Origin of the sequence: Aeromicrobium sp. REDSEA-S38_B2, assembly GCF_001628525.1 — a bacterium.
In the GTDB taxonomy this organism is placed as follows: domain Bacteria; phylum Actinomycetota; class Actinomycetes; order Propionibacteriales; family Nocardioidaceae; genus Aeromicrobium; species Aeromicrobium erythreum.
The window spans coordinates 1-17,824 of the sequence record NZ_LUNH01000073.1 but is presented as its reverse complement, the minus strand read 5'-3'; the positions used below and the strand labels follow the sequence as shown (position 1 = coordinate 17,824).

Sequence of the window (17,824 nt, the reverse complement as noted above, 5' to 3'; positions counted from 1 at the left end):
GCGTCCAGACGACCGCACCACCCTGCAGCGCGGGACCGACCCACGACGGTTCCTCGCCCAGGCCGTCGGCGGCGTCGAAGCCTGTGCCCCAGGCCCTCCACAGGACGGCGGCGGACGCCAGGGAGGCCACCGCGAGGAGGACGACCGCGACGCGCCACCCGGCAGAGCGGGCCTGCGCGACCACGACCGGCCCGACGCCGACGGTGGCCAGCGCACATGGCGGGCCGGCCATCAGGGCGGCGGCAACGAGCAGGTCCATCCGGTCAGCCTAGGGCGGCACCGGTCGGTCGAGGTGAGCGTCAGCCGACGTCGAGCAGGGCCGCCACCGTCGCGCCGAGCTCGTAGGCAGCCGCACGCTCGTCGTCGCCGACGTCGCCGAGCAGCTGCAGCGGGGCCGCGACGCGGCGCCAGGGGAGGGCCTGCGCGATCGACTCGACCGAGCGGACGGCGCCTTCGGCGTCGTAGCGGCCGTGCACGCAGAGCGCCCACGGAAGGCGGCCGCCGTCGGAGGTCCCGCCCCCGGCGTCGGTGCGGGCCCCGCCGCCGTCGTCGCCCAGCGCTCCGCCGACGGCCAGGAACGTCCGGTCGAAGAGGTCCTTGAGCAGACCCGACATGTACCCGAAGTTGGCCGGGCAGAGCAGCACGAGGCCGTCCGCCGCGAGGAGGTCGTCGGCCGTGGTCGTGTCGGGGGAGAGGACCCGGACGTCGACGCCCTCGATCGCGTCGTCCTGGGCACCGGCTGCGAGCTCCTCGCCCAGGAGGCGGGTGGCCGCCGTGGGCGTGTGCAGCACGAGCAGGAGGGTGCTCACCGAGCCGTCCGGGTCTCGAGAGTCATGCCCCCCAGTATCGCCGGACGCGCATCGTCCGGCGCTGGCGCGACCCTGCGCGAGGAGACGTGACCTGAGTCACATGTCGTCGGACGTGACGATCGGTCTCCTCCGGCACTCTCACCGTCGTCCCCCACCACCCGTCTCCCCGAGGAGTCCCCGATGGCTCGACCCAAGCGCAACCTGTTCGCCCTGCTCGGCTGGCTCGTCTGGAAGCTGCTCTCGCTCGTCGGACTGCCGATCGCGAAGCGCAAGCTCGAGGAGCATCGCCACGACCGCGGCTCGCGCCGGTCGCGTCGGCGCTGACCGCCCGGCACCCCGTCCCGTCCCCACCTCGACACGAGAGAGGCCCCATGTCCACCACCACGCCCGTCTTCACCACCTCGCAGCGCCTGACGGCCGAGGCGCTCGGCACCTTCTGGCTCGTCCTCGGCGGCTGCGGCACCGCGGTGCTCGCCGGTGACCAGGTCGGCTTCGCCGGCGTCGCGCTGGCGTTCGGCCTGACCGTCCTCACCGGCGCCTACGCGTTCGGCCCCGTCTCCGGCGGGCACTTCAACCCCGCGGTGTCCGTGGGACTCGCGACCGCCCGCCGCTTCCCGTGGAAGGACGTACCGGCGTACGCGGCGGCACAGGTGGTCGGCGCGACCGTGGCCGGTGCGCTCCTGCTCGCCATAGCCTCGGGCAAGCCCGGGTTCGACGCCGTCGCCTCCGGTTTCGCCACGAACGGCTACGGCGACCGCTCGCCCGGCGGCTACGGGTTCTGGGCCGTCGTGGTCACCGAGGTCGTGCTGACCGCCTTCTTCCTCTTCGTGATCCTCGGCGCCTCGTCCAAGCGTGCGGCGGTCGGCTTCTCGGGCCTCGCCATCGGTCTGGCCCTCACGCTGATCCACCTCGTGAGCATCCCGGTCAGCAACACGTCGGTGAACCCGGCGCGCTCGCTCGGCGTGGCCTGGTTCGCGGGCGGCGAAGCCCTCTCGCAGGTCTGGGTCTTCATCCTGGCGCCCGTCGTCGGTGCCGCGATCGCCGGCCTCGCCCACGCCGCCCTCCTCGGCGACGACGAGGAGGACGCGGCCGACGCGCAGTAGTCGACGCGTCGTGCCGGCCTGGCGTCGGTCCTCCCCCGGAAGACCGTCGCCAGGTCCGCACATCGCGGGGACGGGGAGGCCCGGCGGAAACTCCTGGTCGTCCTGCGACGTTGGGGGGAGCAGGGGATGATGGACCGACCCCCCGCCACCGACCGAGGGAGTCCCATGGACGACGCCCGAGCCGCCGCCCGCCGTGTCCTCACGAACATCGAGTCCGTCGTCGACGGCAAGCCCGAGGCGGTCCAGACCGCCGTCGTGGTCCTGCTCGCCGAGGGCCACCTGCTGATCGAGGACGTCCCCGGCGTCGGCAAGACCGTGCTCGCCCGCGCGCTCGCGCGCAGCGTCGACGGCTCCGTGCGTCGCATCCAGTTCACGCCCGACCTGCTGCCCTCCGACGTCACCGGCGTCTCGGCGTTCAACCAGCAGAAGGGCGAGTTCGAGTTCAAGCCCGGTGCGGTGTTCGCGAACATCGTCATCGGCGACGAGATCAACCGCGCCTCCCCCAAGACCCAGTCCGCGCTCCTGGAGGCCATGGAGGAGCGGCAGGTCACGGTCGACGGGCGCACCCACCGGCTGGCGACGCCGTTCAGCGTGATCGCCACGCAGAACCCGTACGAGATGGAGGGCACGTACGCGTTGCCCGAGGCCCAGCGCGACCGCTTCACCGCCCGGATCTCGATGGGCTACCCCGACGTCGATGCCGAGCTGGAGATGCTGCGCGACCGCGACGTCGACAACCCCCTCGACCGGCTGCAGCCGGTCGTGACCATCGACGACGTCCGCGTGATGATCGCCCAGGCACGTGCCGTCTTCGCGTCGGAGTCGGTCGAGCGGTACTGCGTGGCGATCGCGCGCGCCACGCGTGAGGACGCCGCGTTGCGCCTCGGCGCCAGCCCGCGCGCGACCCTGCAGCTGGTGCGTGTCGCCAAGGCCCGCGCCTACCTGGACGACCGCGACTACGTGCTGCCCGACGACGTCGACGCCCTCGCCCCGCTCGTGCTCCCGCACCGGCTCGTCCCGGCCCGGGGCTCGGCGCCCGTGGAGGAGACGGTGCGCCGCATCGTGGCCGAGACTCCCGTGCCGCAGGGCGCGGTGGAGCCCCGATGAGCCACCGGTCGGTGACCACGGCGTGAGGCTGCTGCGACGGCTGCCCCGTCCTGGCCTGGCCTGGCCTGGTCTGCGACTGACGGGTCGTGGTGCCGGCTTCCTCGTGACGTCGCTGGTCCTGCTCGCCGCGGCGCCGTTGCTGTCGCTCCCAGCTCTGCTGAGCGTCTCGGCGATGCTGCTGGGCGTCGTCGTGCTGGCGGCCGTCTTCGTGCTCCTCGGGCAGGCGCGGGTCGTCGTCGAGCGGCGCTTCGCGCCCGAGGTGCTCTCGCCGGGCGACACCACGACCGCCACCGTCGAGGTGACCAACCTGTCGGTGCTGCCCGCCCTCGAGGCCCGCTGGAGCGACACCGTGCCGCACGGGCTGAGCGCCGATGCCAGCGGCGTGCTCCCGCCGCTCGGCGGCAGTCGCACCCGCCGGTCGCGGGCGCGGTTCCGCTACCCCGTGCAGGGCCTGCGGCGAGGTCGGCACGCGCTCGGGCCGCTGCGGGTCGAGGTCGTCGACCCGTTCGGCCTCGTGCTGCGCCGCCACACCTTCGGCGACGCCCAGGACCTCGTGGTGCTCCCGCGGCGGCACGCGCTCGACGCGGGATCGACCCGGGGGCTCGACGAGGGGGTCGCCGCCCAGGGCGCGGCACACCGCGCCGGCATCGGCGAGGACGACCTGGTCGCCCGCACGTACCTGCCCGGCGACGCGCTGAAGCGGATGCACTGGAAGGCCACCGCGCACCGCGGCGAGCTCATGGTGCGCCAGGAGGAGCAGCAGGACGACCCGAGGATCGGCGTCGTCGTCGACCCCGACGCGGCGTCCTTCGGCACCGCCCGGGAGCGGGACGGCTGGTCGTACTCGCCCGAGCTGGAGTGGGCGGTCAGCGCCGCGGCGTCGATGGTCGACCACCTCGTGCACGCCGGTTTCGCCGTCACCCTCCGCTCGCCGCTCGACGTGGTCGACCGCCAGCTCGACCACGTCGAGGCCGTCGAGGAGGCCCTCGTCGACCTCGCGGTGCTCGAGCCGCTGCCGGGCGCCGACCCTGCCGACGCCGATCCCGGGGAGCGGACCGTGGTGGCCGTGCTCGGGCGTCCCGACGTCGCGCGTGCCCAGGCCTGGACCGAGGCGCTCGCGGGCGCCACCAGCGTGCTCGCGCTCGTCTCCGCCGGGACGCGCGGACCGGCGCTCGAGGTGCTCGAGCGTGCCGGCTGGCGGCACGTCCCCTACACCGCCCACGACGACGTGTCCGAGGTCTGGTCGCGCCTGGGGGTGAGTCGCACCCGTGCTGCGTCCTGAGGCCTCCACCCGACGTCGCGCCGCCGCCGTGCCGCGGCGCCCCTGGCTCGACCAGCTCCTCGTCGTCGGCGCGCTCGCCGTGCTCCTGCTGGGCTACGACACGGTCGTCGAGGGTCGTGACTGGTGGGTGACCACCACACTGGTCGCCGGCCTGGTCGCCCTCGTCTGCGCGGTGCTCGGCAGCCTCGCACCGCGGTTCGCCGTCCCGGTCGGGCTCCTCGTGCTGGTGGTGGTGCTGGGGTGGGTGTTCGTCCCCGAGACGTTCGCCGGACCCCTCCCGACCACCTCGACCTTCCAGGGACTCGGCGAGGCGCTGTCGCGGGCCCAGGTGATCGTGATGGAGGAGGCCGCGCCGGCGGCGGCCGCGCGCCCGCTCGTGCTGCTCCTCGCCGGGGCCTTCGGCCTGCTCGTCCTGGTGCTCGACCTCGTGCTGCGTCTGCGCGTCGGCGTCTTCTTGACGGGAGCCGTGCTGCTGGTGGTCTACGCCGCGCCGGCCCTGGTCTCCGGCGAGACGCCCTCGCTCTGGGTCTTCGCCGGGGCGGCCGCCTGCTGGCTCGCGCTCCTGCGCACCCGCACGGCAGCGACGTCCGCGGGCTGGGCGTCGCTGGTGCCGGCCCTCGGTCTCGGTGGCTCGGCCCTGCTCGTCGGCGTGCTGCTGCCCCCCGTCCTGCCCGACGTCACCGCCGTCGCCAAGCCGTGGGGCGAGCCGCCGCCGCAGGTGTTCGGCCGCGGCATCAACCCGATGCTGCAGCTGGGCCAGAACCTACGTCGCAACAGCACCACCGTCTCCGCGCGCTACACGACCACGCTGCAGGACCCGCCGTACCTCAAGGTCGCGACGCTGCGCGACTTCCGCGGCCGCACGTGGCGTCCGGCGACGGCGAACGACGGCGACCCGTTCGAGAGCCGCATCGGCATCGAGCCGGAGGTCCGGACGAGCCAGGAGACCACCACCATCCGGATCGCCGACCTGCGCAGCAGCATGCTGCCGGTGCCGTACCCGGTGCTCGACGTCGACGGTCTGCGCGGGGCCTGGTCGCTGCGCCGCACCGGCCTGACCATCAGCTCCGACAGCTCCACGACGCGCGACCAGCAGTACACGGTCACGAGCCTCGAGCGGCTCCCGACGGCCGAGCAGATGCGGGCGCTGGTCACGTCGCCGACCGCAGTACCCCTTGACTACACCGCGCTGCCCGACGACGTGCCGCGGGTCGTCGCCTCGACGGCGCGCGAGGTCACGGCCGACGCCACCAACGACTACGACCGTGCCATGGCGCTGCAGGACTACTTCCGCCAGAACTTCGTCTACTCCGAGACCGCGCCGGTCGCAGAGGACTACGACGGCAACGGGGTCGGCGTGCTCGGCACGTTCCTGGAGGAGAAGGCCGGCTACTGCGTGCACTTCTCCTCCGCCATGGCGGTCATGGCACGCGAGCTGGGGATGCCGTCGCGCATCGCGGTCGGCTACGCGCCCGGCCAGGCCGCCGGGGTCGACGACGACGGGAACACCGAGTACGAGGTGACGTCCGACGACCTGCACGCGTGGCCCGAGATCTACTTCGACGGCGTCGGCTGGGTCGGCTTCGAGCCGACGCCGGGCGTCGGGTCGCGCACCGGCTTCGAGGAGCCCGAGGGCACCCCGGAGAGCACCGAGCAGGCAGCACCGCAGGACCAGCCGTCGCAGCGACCGAGCGATGCCGCCGCGGAGGAGGGCTCGGTCACGACCGAGGCGTCGGCCGCCGACTCCGAGGCCCCGACGGCGCCGCGCACCGCCCTCACCGTCGCGGTCGTCCTGCTGCTCGCGGCGCTGCTGCCCGGTCTGCTGCGCAGCCTGCTGCGACGTCGTCGGCTTGCTGCCTCCGACCCCGAGCCGTGGTGGCGCGAGGTGGAGGCGTCGGCCGTCGACGTCGGGCTGGCCGTGCCGCGGGCCGGGACGCCGCGCGGCCTCGTCGACGTGGTCGGTCCTCGGGCCGACCCCGACGACCTGCGCCGGGTGCTCACCGCCGTCGAGCGCTCGCGCTACGCCCGGCCGGGCACCGACGTCGCCGACGAGCGCGAGGCCGCACGCCGGGTGGTCGACCGGGTGCGTGCGGCCGGGTCGCGCGGGGAGCGGCTGCGGGCGTTGCTCCTGCCGCGGTCGCTGCTGCGTCGACGCTGACGCGCGGCTCAGCCCGGCACGTCGAGCATGAGCTTCTTCTGCACCTTGCCCATCGCGTTGCGCGGCAGCGACGGCACGAACCGGACCTCGCGCGGCCGCTTGTGCCACGACAGGTCCGCCGCGACGTGCTCGACCATCCGCGCGGCGAGGGCGTCGTCGGCGTCGTCGGGCGCGACCACCGCGTAGGCGACGATGCGCTGGCCGAGGTCCTCGTCGGGCAGCCCCAGCACGGCCACCTCCTGCACCTCCGGCAGCGCGAGCAGGGACGTCTCGATCTCGCCGGCGCCGATGCGGTAGCCCCCGGACTTGATCAGGTCGACCGACTCGCGGCCGACGATCCGGTGGAAGCCGTCGGCGTCGACGACGGCGAGGTCGCCCGTGGCGAACCACCCGTCGGACCCGAGCACCTCGGCCGTCGTCTCCGGCAGGTTCAGGTAGCCGTCGAACAGCATCGGCCCGCTGACCTCGAGCCGACCGACGGTCTCGCCGTCCGCCGGCACCTCGCCGCCGTCCTCGGCCCGCAGGCGCGTGCGGGCCTCGCCCACCGGCAGGCCGACCCAGCCGGGGCGTCGTTCGCCGTCGGCCCGCGTGCTGAGGGTGATCATGGTCTCCGTCATGCCGTAGCGCTCCACGAGCGCGTGGCCCGTGAGCTCGCGCAGCCGCTCGAAGACGGGCACGGGCAGCGGAGCGCTGCCCGACACGAGCAGGCGCGCGCCGGACAGCGCGCGCGCCGCCTCGGGGTCGCGCGCCACGCGCGTCCAGACGGTCGGCACGCCGAAGTAGACGGTGGCGGGCGTCGCCGCGTACGCCTGCGGCGTCGGGCGGCCGGTGTGCACGACGCGCGAGCCCAGGTGCAGCGACCCGAGCACGCCCAGCACGAGTCCGTGCGTGTGGAACAACGGCAGACCGTGCGCGACGACGTCGTCGCCCGTCCAGCCCCACGCGTCGGCCAGGCCCTCGATCCCGGCCCGCAGGGCGCGGTGGCTCAGCACCACGCCCTTCGGCGCCCCGGTGGTGCCCGACGTGTAGAGCACGATGGCCGTCTCGGTCTCCGCCACCGGCTCGGGCAGGTCGACGCCTCGGTCCCCGGCGGTCGGGGCGGTCGGCACCTCGACGAGCGGCAGCCACCGGCCCGGCGTCCGGCAGCCGCGACGCGAACGCCACGGCGACCTCGCGCAGGCCCGCGCGCGACAGCGCCCGGCCGTCGACCACGACGGCCTCCGGGTGGTCCGGGAGGTCGAGGTCGCGCAGCGCACGGAGCAGGGTCGTGGGGGAGGAGGACGTCATGAGAGCACCATGCCAGGGAGGATGAGGGTCAGGGTCAGGGCGACGGGACCGACGACGACCATCGACAGCCCCCACCGCGTCAGCAGGCTGGTCATGCGGGGACGCGCGTCCGGGTCGACGGTCGTGGCGACGTAGGTGGCGCCCACGGTCGAGAACGGCGACACGTCGACGATCGACGCGCAGACGCCGATGGCGCAGATCATCGCCCAGCCGGGGATGCCTCCGTCGGCGATGAGCGGCAGGGCGAGGGGGACCAGCGCGGCGAGCATCCCGGTCGTCGACGCGAAGGCCGAGATGAGGCCGGCCGCCGCGCACAGCAGCAGTGCCGCCACGACGGGTGCGCCGACGTGCGCGGCGCGCTCGCCGATGAGGTCGATCACGCCCATCTGCGTCAGCACGCCGACGTAGGTGATGATGCCGCCGACCAGGAGCACCGAGCCCCAGTCGATCCGGCTCATGGCAGCCTTCCCCGCCGCCGGGTCGACCAGCGCCAGCAACGCACCCAGGCCGAAGCCGATGACGCCGATGTCGGGCTCGAGGCCGCCGAGCGCCATCACCACGACGGCCACGACGAGCGCGACCATCAGCACGAGCGTGAGCACCTGGTGCGGCGTCGCCCGACCGGGCGAGCGGACCTCCGCCGGGGCGTCGTCGTCGAGGGAGAGCGAGGACTGGCCGTACTCCGGCAGCGCGGCACCTCGCGCGACCAGGGCGCGCTCCAGGCGCGGCGCCTCCGCACGGCGTCGACCGCGGCCGAACAGCACGTGCGCCACGGCCAGCAGGACCAGGTTGATCACCACGGCCACCGCGAAGAGCAGCAGCGGGCTGAGCGCGATGCCTGCCGCGTCGGCGGTGCCCCACGTGATGATGCCGAACAGGCTGGTGGGGGCGAACGCGCCGGCGCTGAGCCCGCAGCCCATCGACAGCGCCATGAGCATGGGGTCGATGCCGCGACGGTGCGCGACGCTCATGCCCATCGGGGCCATGACGAGCCCGCCGAGCGGAGCGCCCATGGCCGACACGAGGGCGGTCAGCGCGAAGAACGTGGTGGGCAGCGCGGCGTCCCGGTCGCCGACCCGCGCCAGCGACGTCTCGATCAGCCAGTCGATGGTGCCGTTGCTGTGGGCGATGCCGAAGAAGTAGGTGACGCCCACGAGCAGCACGAGGATCGACAGCGGGAACCCCGCGACCACCTCCTCCAGGCTGAGGTCGGCGATCCACAGGCCGACGAGCGCGGCCACGGGGAACAGGACGATGCCGATGTTGACGTTGCGGGCTGCGGCGATCGCGAACACGGCGACGAAGATGCCGAGGGCGACGAGCTGGGCGGTCATGGCGCCTCCAGGTGGGGGACGGCTCCCGGTCGGTCCATCAGGTGGAACAGTGGGCCGTAGGCCGGGACGGGCGTGTAACGTAGAGCACACGCGCGTTGCAGGGCAAGTGCCTGGACCTGCCCGTGCTGAGCCCGAGGAGGAGCCTGTGACGACCGCCAGCGTGGTGACCGCGTTCTCGGTGCTCGAGCGCGTAGCCGAGCTCCAGCCGGTCGGGCTGTCCGAGCTCGCCCGGGCCGCGGACCTGCCGAAGAGCACCGTGCACCGCTGCCTGCAGACGCTGCAGGAGGTCGGCTGGGTGGAGTCGTCCGGCGGCACGAGCGCGCGCTGGTCGATGAGCCTGCGCGCGCTGTCCGTGTGTGGCGGCGCCGGAGGTCGCCAGAGCCTGCGCGACCTCGCGCTGCCGCTCATGAGCGACCTGCAGCTGGTCACGACCGAGACCGTGCACCTCTGCGCCCCCGACGGCGACGTGCTGGTGCTGCTCGAGCGGCTCGACACCTCCCACGCCCTCCGCGCGTTCCTGCCGCTGGGGGAGCGGATCCCGCTGCACGCCTCCGCCACCGGTCTGGCCTACCTGTCGGCCTGCCCCGACGACGTGGTCGAGCGCTACCTCGCCGGCCCGCTCGAGCCGCGGACCCCGGCGTCGCTCGTCGACCCCGACGCGATCCGCGCCGAGCTCGTCGCCATCCGAGACCGCGGGTACTCGATCAACGAGAACGGCCTGTCGACCGGTATCAGCTCGCTCGGGGCGCCCATCGTCTCGCGCACCGGCGTCGTGGGGGCCCTGTCGGTGTCGGGACCCTCGATCCGCATCGTGCCCGCGCGCTTCGAGGAGCTCGGGACGCAGGTGGTGGAGTCGGCGCGCCGCCTGGGCCGACTCCTCTGACCCGCGCCCGCCCCGCCCGCTCGCTCAGCTGGGCGGCGTGCCGTCGCCGAACGGCGACCCGCCGAGCTCCTCGCGGTGGTGTGCGGTCGTCCAGCCGGAGAGGTCGGGGCCCTTCGGGACGACGCTCGTCGGGTTGATGTCGGTCTGCACCACGTAGTAGTGCTGCTTGATCTGCTCGAAGTCGGTCGCGTCGCCGAAGCCGGGCGTCTGGTAGAGGTCGCGCGCGTAGCCCCACAGCGCCGGCATCGTGGCGAGCGTCTGACGGTTGGCCTTGAAGTGGCCGTGGTAGACGGGGTCGAAGCGCGCCAGCGTCGTGAAGAGCCGCACGTCGGCCTCGGTGATGGTGTCGCCCATGAGGTAGCGACGCGTCGTCAGCCGCTCCTCGAGCCAGTCGAGCGCGGTCCAGAGCCGGTCGTACGCGGAGTCGTAGGCCTCCTGCGAACCGGCGAAGCCGCAGCGGTACACGCCGTTGTTCACCTCGGTGAACACACGGTGCATGACCTCCTCCATCTCGTCGCGGGTCGCGTCGGGCCACAGGTCGGGCGCACCCTCGCGGTGGTGGTCGGTCCACTCGAAGAAGAAGTCGTGGGTGATCCACGGGAAGTCGTTCGTGACGACCTTGCCGCTCTCGACCTCGACGACGGCGGGCACCGTGATGCCGCGCGGGTAGTCGGGGTAGCGCGCGAAGTACGCGTCCTGCAGGCGCGGGATGCCGAGCACCGGGTCGACCCCGTCGGGATCGAGGTCGAAGGTCCAGCTGCGCTTGTCGTGCGTGGGGCCGGCGAGCCCGAGCGACAGCGCGTCCTCCAGCCCGAGGAGGCGGCGCACGATGACGGTGCGCGTCGCCCAGGGGCACGCGAGCGCGGCGACGAGCCGGTAGCGGCCGGCCTCGACGGGCCAGGTCGGCGCGTCGTCCACGGGCGGCTTGCCGGTGCCCGCGCGGTCGTCGACCGGGGCGCCCCCCTGCCGCGTGATGCGGTCGGGGATGTAGTTCATGTCGCGGTCGAACTCCTGGCCGCTCGTGACGTAGGAGCCCGCCGTGGACTGGTCCTCGCTGCTGGTGTCGCTGCTCATGACCCCAGTCTGTCCGAGCCCGCCCACCGCTGCAGCGTGGTGGTCCCCGCGGACGGTGGGGTAGGCTGGCCGCGATGTACGCGAGCCGACTCCTTCTCTGCCGCGTCGAGGTCCACTAGGTCGGGCCCCTCGGCGCGGAGTTCGTCATGCACCGACCGCAACGACCTGACGAGCACCCCGAGGAAGACACCGACATGACCACGCACCGCACCGGACTGCCCAGCAACGTCGTCGCGCCGCAGAAGGCGTCGCCGATGCCGTTCGGCCGCTACCGCCCGTTCGCGCCCATCGACCTGCCCGACCGCACCTGGCCGTCCCAGACGATCACGAAGGCCCCGCGCTGGCTCTCCACCGACCTGCGCGACGGCAACCAGGCCCTCATCGACCCCATGACCCCGGTGCGCAAGCGCCGCATGTTCGAGCTGCTCGTGCGCATGGGCTACCAGGAGATCGAGGTCGGGTTCCCGTCGGCCAGCGAGACCGACTTCGCGTTCGTGCGCTCGCTGATCGAGGACGACGTCATCCCCGACGACGTCACGATCTCGGTCCTGACCCAGGCCCGCGAGGACCTCATCGAGCGGACCACGCAGGCGCTGACCGGCGCCCGGCGCGCCAACATCCACCTCTACAACGCCGTCGCGCCGCTGTTCCGCCGCGTCGTCTTCCACGCCTCGAAGGACGAGGTGCGCGCCATCGCCACCCGCGGCACCGAGCTCGTCATGAAGCACGCCGAGCAGAACATGCCGGGCACCGCGTTCGGCTACCAGTACAGCCCCGAGATCTTCACCGGCGCCGAGCTGGAGTTCAGCGTCGAGGTCTGCAACGCGGTCATGGACGTCTGGCAGCCCGAGGACGGTCGCGAGATCATCCTCAACCTGCCGGCCACCGTCGAGATGGCCACCCCGAACACCTACGCCGACCAGATCGAGTGGTTCGGCCGCAACGTCGAGCACCGCGAGAACGTCGCCATCAGCCTGCACCCGCACAACGACCGCGGCACCGCCGTCGCCGCCACCGAGCTGGCGCTGATGGCCGGAGCGGACCGCGTCGAGGGGTGCCTCTTCGGCCACGGCGAGCGCACCGGCAACGTCGACCTCGTCACCGTCGGCATGAACCTGTTCAGCCAGGGCATCGACCCGCAGGTCGACTTCACCGCCGGCGGCATCGGCATCGACGAGGTGCGCCGCACCGTCGAGTACTGCACGAGCCTGCCGGTGCACCCGCGCCACCCGTACGCGGGCGACCTCGTCTACACCGCCTTCTCCGGCTCCCACCAGGACGCCATCAAGAAGGGCCTGGAGGACCTCGACCGGATCGCCGCCGAGCAGGGCGTCGACGTGTCCGAGGTGCCGTGGGAGGCGCCCTACCTGCCCATCGACCCGCACGACGTCGGCCGCACCTACGAGGCCGTCATCCGCGTCAACAGCCAGTCCGGCAAGGGCGGCGTCTCTTACCTGCTGAAGACCGAGCACCAGCTCGACCTGCCGCGTCGCCTGCAGATCGAGTTCAGCCGGGTCGTGCAGGGCCTCACCGAGGGCGAGGCGGGCGAGATCTCCGCCGACGGCATCTGGACGGCGTTCAGCCAGGAGTACCTCGAGCGCGAGGAGCCCTACTCCCTCGTGACCTTCACCTCCACCACGTCGTCGGACGGTCACGACCAGCAGGTCGTCGACCTCGTCGTCCGCGGGGAGGAGCGCTCCTTCAAGGGCGAGGGCAACGGTCCCGTCGACGCCTTCGTCGACGGCATGCGTCAGGCCGGGGCCGACATCCGGGTGCTCGACTACACCGAGCACGCGCTGTCGGCTGGCGGCGACGCCCTTGCCGCCGCCTACGTCGAGGCCGAGATCGCCGGCGAGATCGTGTGGGGCGTGGGCATCCACGCCAACATCGTCACCGCCTCGCTGCGGGCCGTCGTCTCCGCCGCCAACCGCGCCGCGGCCCAGACCATCCCCGCCGTCTAGCCCGGTCTGCTCCGCGCCCCCGCCAGGCACCCCCGCCAGGCCCTGCTCCCTCCCCGCTGAGTGTGACGTTTCGGTGTCGTCGCGACCCGATCCGGCCCGCGAACGTCGCGCCCAGCGGGGGAGGACGGTCGGTCCGACGAACTTCACCGGATCGTCATCACTGGACCGTCCAGCCGGTACAGACACGGGGCCTCCCGCTGGCTAGCATCGTGTGACGTCGAGCACCCCTCGACGCCACACTCACGCGACGCGATCCGTCGCCGGCCCCAGGAGGTCCCGTGTCCCGTTCGCTCAACACCGTGGCGGTGTTCGGTCTCGGGAAGGTCGGCGAGCTGGTGGCCGACCTGCTCGTCCGCGCGCAGTTCGACGTCGTCGGCTACGACGCCGCCCCGCGCGACGACCTCCACTTCGCCTCCCACGTGGTCGACGTCGCCGACGCCACCGCCGTCCGCAAGGCGCTCACCGACGTCGACGCCGTCGTGTCGTGCCTGCCCTACCACCTGAACATCGCCGTCGCCGAGGCCGCGTACGACACCAGCACGCACTACTTCGACCTCACCGAGGACGTCCCGACGACGAACCGCGTCGTGGAGCTGAGCCGCCAGCGCCCCGAGTCGGCGTTCGTGCCGCAGTGCGGCCTGGCGCCCGGGCTGATCGGCATCGTCGGTGCCTCGCTCGCGCAGGGCTTCGAGCAGATCCGCAACATCGAGCTCAAGGTCGGCGCCCTGCCGCAGAACCCGACCGGCCTGCTCGGCTACGCGTTCAACTGGTCGGCCGAGGGCGTCGTCAACGAGTACCTCAACGACTGCGAGGTGCTGCGCTCCGGCCGCCGTCAGATGGTGCCGGCCATGACCGAGAAGGAGCGCGTCTTCATCGGCGGCATCGAGCTGGAGGCCGCGCTGACCTCCGGTGGTCTCGGCACGATGTGCCAGACGTACGAGGGCCGCGTGAGCCGGCTCGACTACAAGACCCTGCGCTACCCGGGCCACTTCGAGCAGATGCACTTCCTGTTCGACGAGCTCAACCTGCGCGAGCGTCGCGAGGAGGTCGGCCGGATCCTCGTCGACGCCAAGCCGCCCGTGAACGACGACATCGTCTACCTGCACGCCGCCGTCGAGGGCACGAAGGCCGGCCAGCCGTTCCGCGAGAACTACGTGCGCGGCTACCTGCCGATCGAGATCGAGGGTCGCACCTGGCGCGCCATCAGCTGGACCACCGCCGCCTCAGCCGTCTCCGTCGTCGAGCTCGTCGCCGACGGCGGCCTGCCGCACGCCGGCTTCGTCGCCCAGGAGGACATCCGCCTCGACGACCTCTTCGCCACCACCTCCGGACAGCTGTTCGCCTCCCACGGAAAGGTCTCTCCCGCATGAGCGACGTCACCACCCGCGCCCTCGAGATCCTGCAGCGCCTCGGCGCCGGCAATCCCTTCGACGCCGTTCCCGAGGGGGCGCAGCGCGACCTGCCCGCGACGTCGCCGATCGACGGCCACGAGATCGGTCGGCTCGCGTCGCACTCGGCCGCCGACGTCGGCGACGCGGTGGGCCGCGCGCACGACGCCTTCCTGCAGTGGCGCAGCGTCCCGGCGCCGGTGCGCGGCCAGTTCGTGCGCGAGCTGGGCGAGCTGCTCCGCGAGCACAAGGACGACCTCGGCGCGCTGGTGAGCATCGAGGCCGGGAAGATCCTGAGCGAGGGTCTGGGTGAGGTGCAGGAGATGATCGACATCTGCGACCTCGCGGTCGGGCTCTCCCGCCAGCTGCACGGGCTGACGATCGCCACCGAGCGTCCTGGGCACCGGATGATGGAGCAGTGGCACCCGCTGGGCGTCGTCGGCGTCATCAGCGCCTTCAACTTCCCGGTCGCGGTGTGGTCGTGGAACGCGGCGCTCGCGTTCGTCTGCGGCGACGCCGTGGTGTGGAAGCCGTCGGAGAAGACGATGCTGACCGCCCTCGCATGCCAGGCCCTCGCCGACGAGGCGGCCCGCCGCGCCGGCGCGCCGGAGCACCTGTCGCAGGTCGTGCTCGGCGCCCGTGAGGTCGGCGAGGCGCTCGTCGACGACCCGCGCGTGCCGCTCGTCTCGGCCACCGGCTCCACCCGGATGGGCAAGGAGGTCGCGCCGCGCGTGGCCGCCCGCCTGGGCCGCTCGCTGCTCGAGCTCGGCGGCAACAACGCCGCCGTCGTGGCGCCCAGCGCCGACCTCGACCTCGCCGTGCGCGGCATCGTGTTCTCCGCCGTCGGCACGGCCGGCCAGCGCTGCACGTCGCTGCGTCGCGTGATCGTGCACGAGAGCATCAAGGACGAGCTGGTGGAGCGGCTGGCGAAGGCGTACGCGACGCTGCCGATCGGCTCGCCGCTGGAGCCGACCACGCTCGTCGGGCCCCTGGTCGACGAGGCGTCGTTCCGGGCGTTCGGCGACGCGATCAGCCGTGCCCAGGCCGACGGCGGCACGCTCGTCACCGGCGGCGCGCAGGACGTCGCCGCCAGCGACGCGACCGGCGGCGGCTACTACGTGCAGCCCGCCATCGTCGACATGCCCGGCCAGACCGACGTCGTGAAGGAGGAGACGTTCGCGCCGATCCTCTACGTGCTCACCTACTCCTCGTTCGTCGATGCCCTGGCCCTGCACAACGACGTCGCCCAGGGCCTGTCGTCCTCGATCTTCACCCTCGACGTGCGCGAGGCCGAGACGTTCGTGTCGGCGGTCGGCTCCGACTGCGGCATCGCCAACGTCAACATCGGCCCCTCGGGTGCCGAGATCGGTGGCGCGTTCGGCGGGGAGAAGGACACCGGCGGCGGTCGCGAGTCGGGCTCCGACGCGTGGCGCGCCTACATGCGCCGCGCGACGAACACGGTGAACTACTCCACCGAGCTGCCGCTGGCTCAGGGCGTGGAGTTCGTGTGAGCCGCTTCCGGTACCTCCGGGTGTCGGAGGAGGTCGAAGCCGAGGGCGGCCACAGGTGGGCCGTCTCGCCCACGCGCTTGCGCGCGGACCTGGCGGCGAACCTCTCCGAGCTCTACGGCCCCGCCGCGGCGGCGACGCCGAACGGCTCGGCTCGATCCGTCGCGTCACGGCCGAGCGGCACGGTGCCATCCGGGTCGGCACCGAGGCGGAGCTGGCGCAGGTGGCGCGGATCTTCGGTGCCTGCGGCATGTACCCCGTCGGGTTCTACGACCTGCGCGAGGCGACCCCGCCGATCCCCGTGGTCAGCACGGCGTTCCGGCCCCTGGCACGCGCTGAGCTGGCGGAGAACCCGTTCCGCGTCTTCACGTCGGTGCTCGTCGTCGATGACCGCCGCTTCTTCGACGAGCGCACCGAGGCGCGGCTGCGCGAGTTCCTCGACGCCCGCACGCTCTTCCCCGCCGAGTTGCTCGAGCTGGCCGACCAGATGGAGTCCGAGGGCGACCTGACGTTCGAGCGGGCCGACCGGTTCCTGGAGCTGGCGACCGCGTCGTTCGCGTTGTCCGACGAGCCGGTCGACCGTGCCTGGTACGAGCACCTCGAGTCGATCTCGAGCGTCGCGGCCGACATCGGCGGCGTCGGCTCCACGCACATCAACCACCTCACGCCCCGCGTGCTCGACATCGACGCGCTCTACGCGCGCATGGGCGACCTCGGCATCGAGATGATCGACCGCATCCAGGGCCCGCCGCGGGTCGAGCCGGGGGAGGGCGTCGACGTTCTGCTGCGCCAGACGTCGTTCCGTGCGCTCGCCGAGCCCCGCCGCTTCCGCGAGCCCGACGGCTCGGTCGTCGACGCGCACCTGCGGGTGCGGTTCGGCGAGGTCGAGGCCCGGGGCGTCGCGCTGACGCCCGCCGGCCGCGACCTCTACGACGGTCGGGGCTTCCGCGCCTTCCCGCGCACCGAGGAGGAGCTGCACGCGCAGGGCCTGGCCTACTACCGGCGCGACGACCAGGGTCGGCTGCAGCCGATCGTGTACGAGGACTTCCTGCCGAAGTCGGCGGCGGGCATCTTCGCGTCGAACCTCACCAGCGACGGCACGGCCGACGCCCGCCAGCGCGCCTCGTCGCGCGACGCCGCCTGGATGCAGGACGCCCTCGACCGCACCCTGCACGACCCGTACGCGCTCTACGAGGCCGAGCGTGCCGGCGAGGTCTACCGGTTCCCCACCCGCTGACCCGACCGTTGCCGCCTCCGGCCGCGCGTCCCTAGGATGCGGGCGAACCGATCGGAGGACCCGTGCATCGACACACCGCCCCCGTGGGGCTCCTGGCCTTCACCCTGCTCGCCGTGGCGGCCTGCGGCAGCGGCGTACGACCGAGCGTCGACGACGTCGCCGACGCGATCCGCGACGGACGGATCTCCAGCATCGAGGCCGAGAACGCCGACTGCTCCGCCCGGGTGTTCGTGGAGTCCGACCTCTCCGACACCGCGCTCCTCGGGCTGGTCGACCGTGCCGACCGCCCCGTGACGACCCAGGACGACCGCGATGCCCTCGTCGCCGTGGAGGAGCGACTGATCGCCGAGTGCGACCTCCAGCAGGCCGCCGGCTGACCTCGACCCCGCAGCCCGACCATCGGGGAGCCCGCTGGTCGAGTAGGCCGACCGGCGACGAAGGAGCTCGGTCGGTCCTATCGAGACCATTCCAAGCGGGCGCTGGGAGTCGAGCCACGCTGGGCCGTTGCGGGGTGGTCTCGATACGCAGCGACGCGCTCGCTGGCGCTCGCCGTCCTGACTACTCGACCAGCGGGGGGTTCGCTGGTCGAGTAGTCGACGCCGCGACGGAGGAGCTGGCGGAGACGTATCGAGACCATTCCAAGCGGGCGCTGGGAGTCGAGCCACGCTGGGCCGTTGCGGGGTGGTCTCGATA

16 protein-coding genes are annotated in these 17,824 nt (G+C 73.0%); 11 read left to right on the top strand and 5 right to left on the bottom strand.

The genetic code is table 11. The annotated features are described in order from the left end of the window. Together A6Q81_RS13775 and A6Q81_RS13770 are read right to left on the bottom strand one after the other, a co-directional pair. Positions 1-259, bottom strand: a 259-nt coding sequence (locus tag A6Q81_RS13775; RefSeq protein WP_286690811.1) for a hypothetical protein, incomplete at its 3' end; no start/stop codon positions are given. A gap of 40 nt (positions 260-299) precedes the next feature. Then, positions 300-809: a flavodoxin family protein gene (locus A6Q81_RS13770; RefSeq protein WP_067858734.1), complete on the bottom strand. Its 510-nt coding sequence runs from the start codon at positions 807-809 to the stop codon at positions 300-302. A 180-nt stretch (positions 810-989) separates the two neighbouring features. Here A6Q81_RS13770 and A6Q81_RS13765 point away from each other — a divergent pair, with 180 nt between their 5' ends. The 5 genes from A6Q81_RS13765 to A6Q81_RS13745 all read left to right on the top strand — a co-directional run bounded on the left by A6Q81_RS13765 (position 990) and on the right by A6Q81_RS13745 (position 6,459). Further along, a complete protein-coding gene (locus A6Q81_RS13765; RefSeq protein WP_286690810.1) occupies positions 990-1,133 on the top strand; it encodes a hypothetical protein in 144 nt (47 codons plus the stop codon). A 47-nt stretch (positions 1,134-1,180) separates the two neighbouring features. Next, positions 1,181-1,912, top strand: coding sequence for an aquaporin Z (gene aqpZ / locus A6Q81_RS13760; protein ID WP_286690809.1), 732 nt, complete (start codon positions 1,181-1,183; stop codon positions 1,910-1,912). Positions 1,913-2,077: 165 nt separating this feature from the next. Next, positions 2,078-3,019, top strand: a complete 942-nt coding sequence (locus tag A6Q81_RS13755; protein WP_144433761.1) for an AAA family ATPase — start codon at positions 2,078-2,080, stop codon at positions 3,017-3,019. A 22-nt stretch (positions 3,020-3,041) separates the two neighbouring features. After that, entirely contained in the window at positions 3,042-4,301 is a 1,260-nt protein-coding gene (locus A6Q81_RS13750) for a DUF58 domain-containing protein (protein ID WP_286690808.1), read from the top strand. Further along, entirely contained in the window at positions 4,288-6,459 is a 2,172-nt protein-coding gene (locus A6Q81_RS13745) for a transglutaminase TgpA family protein (RefSeq protein WP_067858722.1), read from the top strand. The genes A6Q81_RS13750 and A6Q81_RS13745 overlap by 14 nt, the downstream gene beginning before the upstream one ends. A gap of 8 nt (positions 6,460-6,467) precedes the next feature. Here the strand turns inward: A6Q81_RS13745 and A6Q81_RS13740 are convergent, their stop codons facing one another. Beyond that, positions 6,468-7,568 carry an AMP-binding protein gene (locus A6Q81_RS13740; RefSeq protein WP_286690807.1) on the bottom strand — a complete coding sequence of 367 codons (1,101 nt, stop codon included), beginning with the start codon at positions 7,566-7,568 and terminating at the stop codon, positions 6,468-6,470. A 174-nt stretch (positions 7,569-7,742) separates the two neighbouring features. After that, a complete protein-coding gene (locus A6Q81_RS13735; RefSeq protein WP_286690806.1) occupies positions 7,743-9,080 on the bottom strand; it encodes an SLC13 family permease in 1,338 nt (445 codons plus the stop codon). Positions 9,081-9,225: 145 nt separating this feature from the next. Here A6Q81_RS13735 and A6Q81_RS13730 point away from each other — a divergent pair, with 145 nt between their 5' ends. Further along, on the top strand, positions 9,226-9,963 hold the full coding sequence (locus A6Q81_RS13730; protein WP_067858713.1) for an IclR family transcriptional regulator: 738 nt from the start codon (positions 9,226-9,228) through the stop codon (positions 9,961-9,963). A 24-nt stretch (positions 9,964-9,987) separates the two neighbouring features. On the opposite strand, the gene A6Q81_RS13725 is transcribed toward A6Q81_RS13730, so the two are convergent. Then, on the bottom strand, positions 9,988-11,037 hold the full coding sequence (locus A6Q81_RS13725) for a glutathione S-transferase C-terminal domain-containing protein (RefSeq protein ID WP_067858710.1): 1,050 nt from the start codon (positions 11,035-11,037) through the stop codon (positions 9,988-9,990). Positions 11,038-11,231: 194 nt separating this feature from the next. On the opposite strand from A6Q81_RS13725, the gene leuA reads away from it, so the two are divergent. The 5 genes from leuA (at position 11,232) to A6Q81_RS13700 (ending at position 17,508) form a co-directional block, all read left to right on the top strand. Next, positions 11,232-12,998, top strand: coding sequence for a 2-isopropylmalate synthase (leuA, locus tag A6Q81_RS13720; protein ID WP_067858707.1), 1,767 nt, complete (start codon positions 11,232-11,234; stop codon positions 12,996-12,998). A gap of 278 nt (positions 12,999-13,276) precedes the next feature. Then, on the top strand, positions 13,277-14,368 hold the full coding sequence (locus A6Q81_RS13715) for a saccharopine dehydrogenase C-terminal domain-containing protein (RefSeq protein WP_067858704.1): 1,092 nt from the start codon (positions 13,277-13,279) through the stop codon (positions 14,366-14,368). Next, on the top strand, positions 14,365-15,897 hold the full coding sequence (gene amaB, locus A6Q81_RS13710) for an L-piperidine-6-carboxylate dehydrogenase (RefSeq protein ID WP_286690805.1): 1,533 nt from the start codon (positions 14,365-14,367) through the stop codon (positions 15,895-15,897). Before A6Q81_RS13715 ends, amaB begins: the two co-directional genes overlap by 4 nt. A gap of 55 nt (positions 15,898-15,952) precedes the next feature. Then, positions 15,953-17,131 (top strand): 2-oxoadipate dioxygenase/decarboxylase family protein, encoded by a 1,179-nt coding sequence (locus A6Q81_RS13705; RefSeq protein WP_286690804.1) that lies wholly within the window; start codon positions 15,953-15,955, stop codon positions 17,129-17,131. Between the two features lie 62 nt (positions 17,132-17,193). Beyond that, the gene (locus tag A6Q81_RS13700) at positions 17,194-17,508 is read left to right on the top strand and encodes a hypothetical protein (protein ID WP_286690803.1); all 315 of its coding nucleotides are present in this window, start codon (positions 17,194-17,196) and stop codon (positions 17,506-17,508) included. The last annotated feature ends 316 nt before the right edge of the window (positions 17,509-17,824 follow it).

Coding starts and splice junctions, on each gene's coding strand:
- A6Q81_RS13765 (WP_286690810.1), top strand. CDS start 990: ATGGCTCGACCCAAGCGCAACCTGTTCGCCCTGCTCGGCTGGCTCGTC.
- aqpZ (WP_286690809.1), top strand. CDS start 1,181: ATGTCCACCACCACGCCCGTCTTCACCACCTCGCAGCGCCTGACGGCC.
- A6Q81_RS13755 (WP_144433761.1), top strand. CDS start 2,078: ATGGACGACGCCCGAGCCGCCGCCCGCCGTGTCCTCACGAACATCGAG.
- A6Q81_RS13735 (WP_286690806.1), bottom strand. CDS start 9,080: ATGACCGCCCAGCTCGTCGCCCTCGGCATCTTCGTCGCCGTGTTCGCG.
- A6Q81_RS13725 (WP_067858710.1), bottom strand. CDS start 11,037: ATGAGCAGCGACACCAGCAGCGAGGACCAGTCCACGGCGGGCTCCTAC.
- leuA (WP_067858707.1), top strand. CDS start 11,232: ATGACCACGCACCGCACCGGACTGCCCAGCAACGTCGTCGCGCCGCAG.
- amaB (WP_286690805.1), top strand. CDS start 14,365: ATGAGCGACGTCACCACCCGCGCCCTCGAGATCCTGCAGCGCCTCGGC.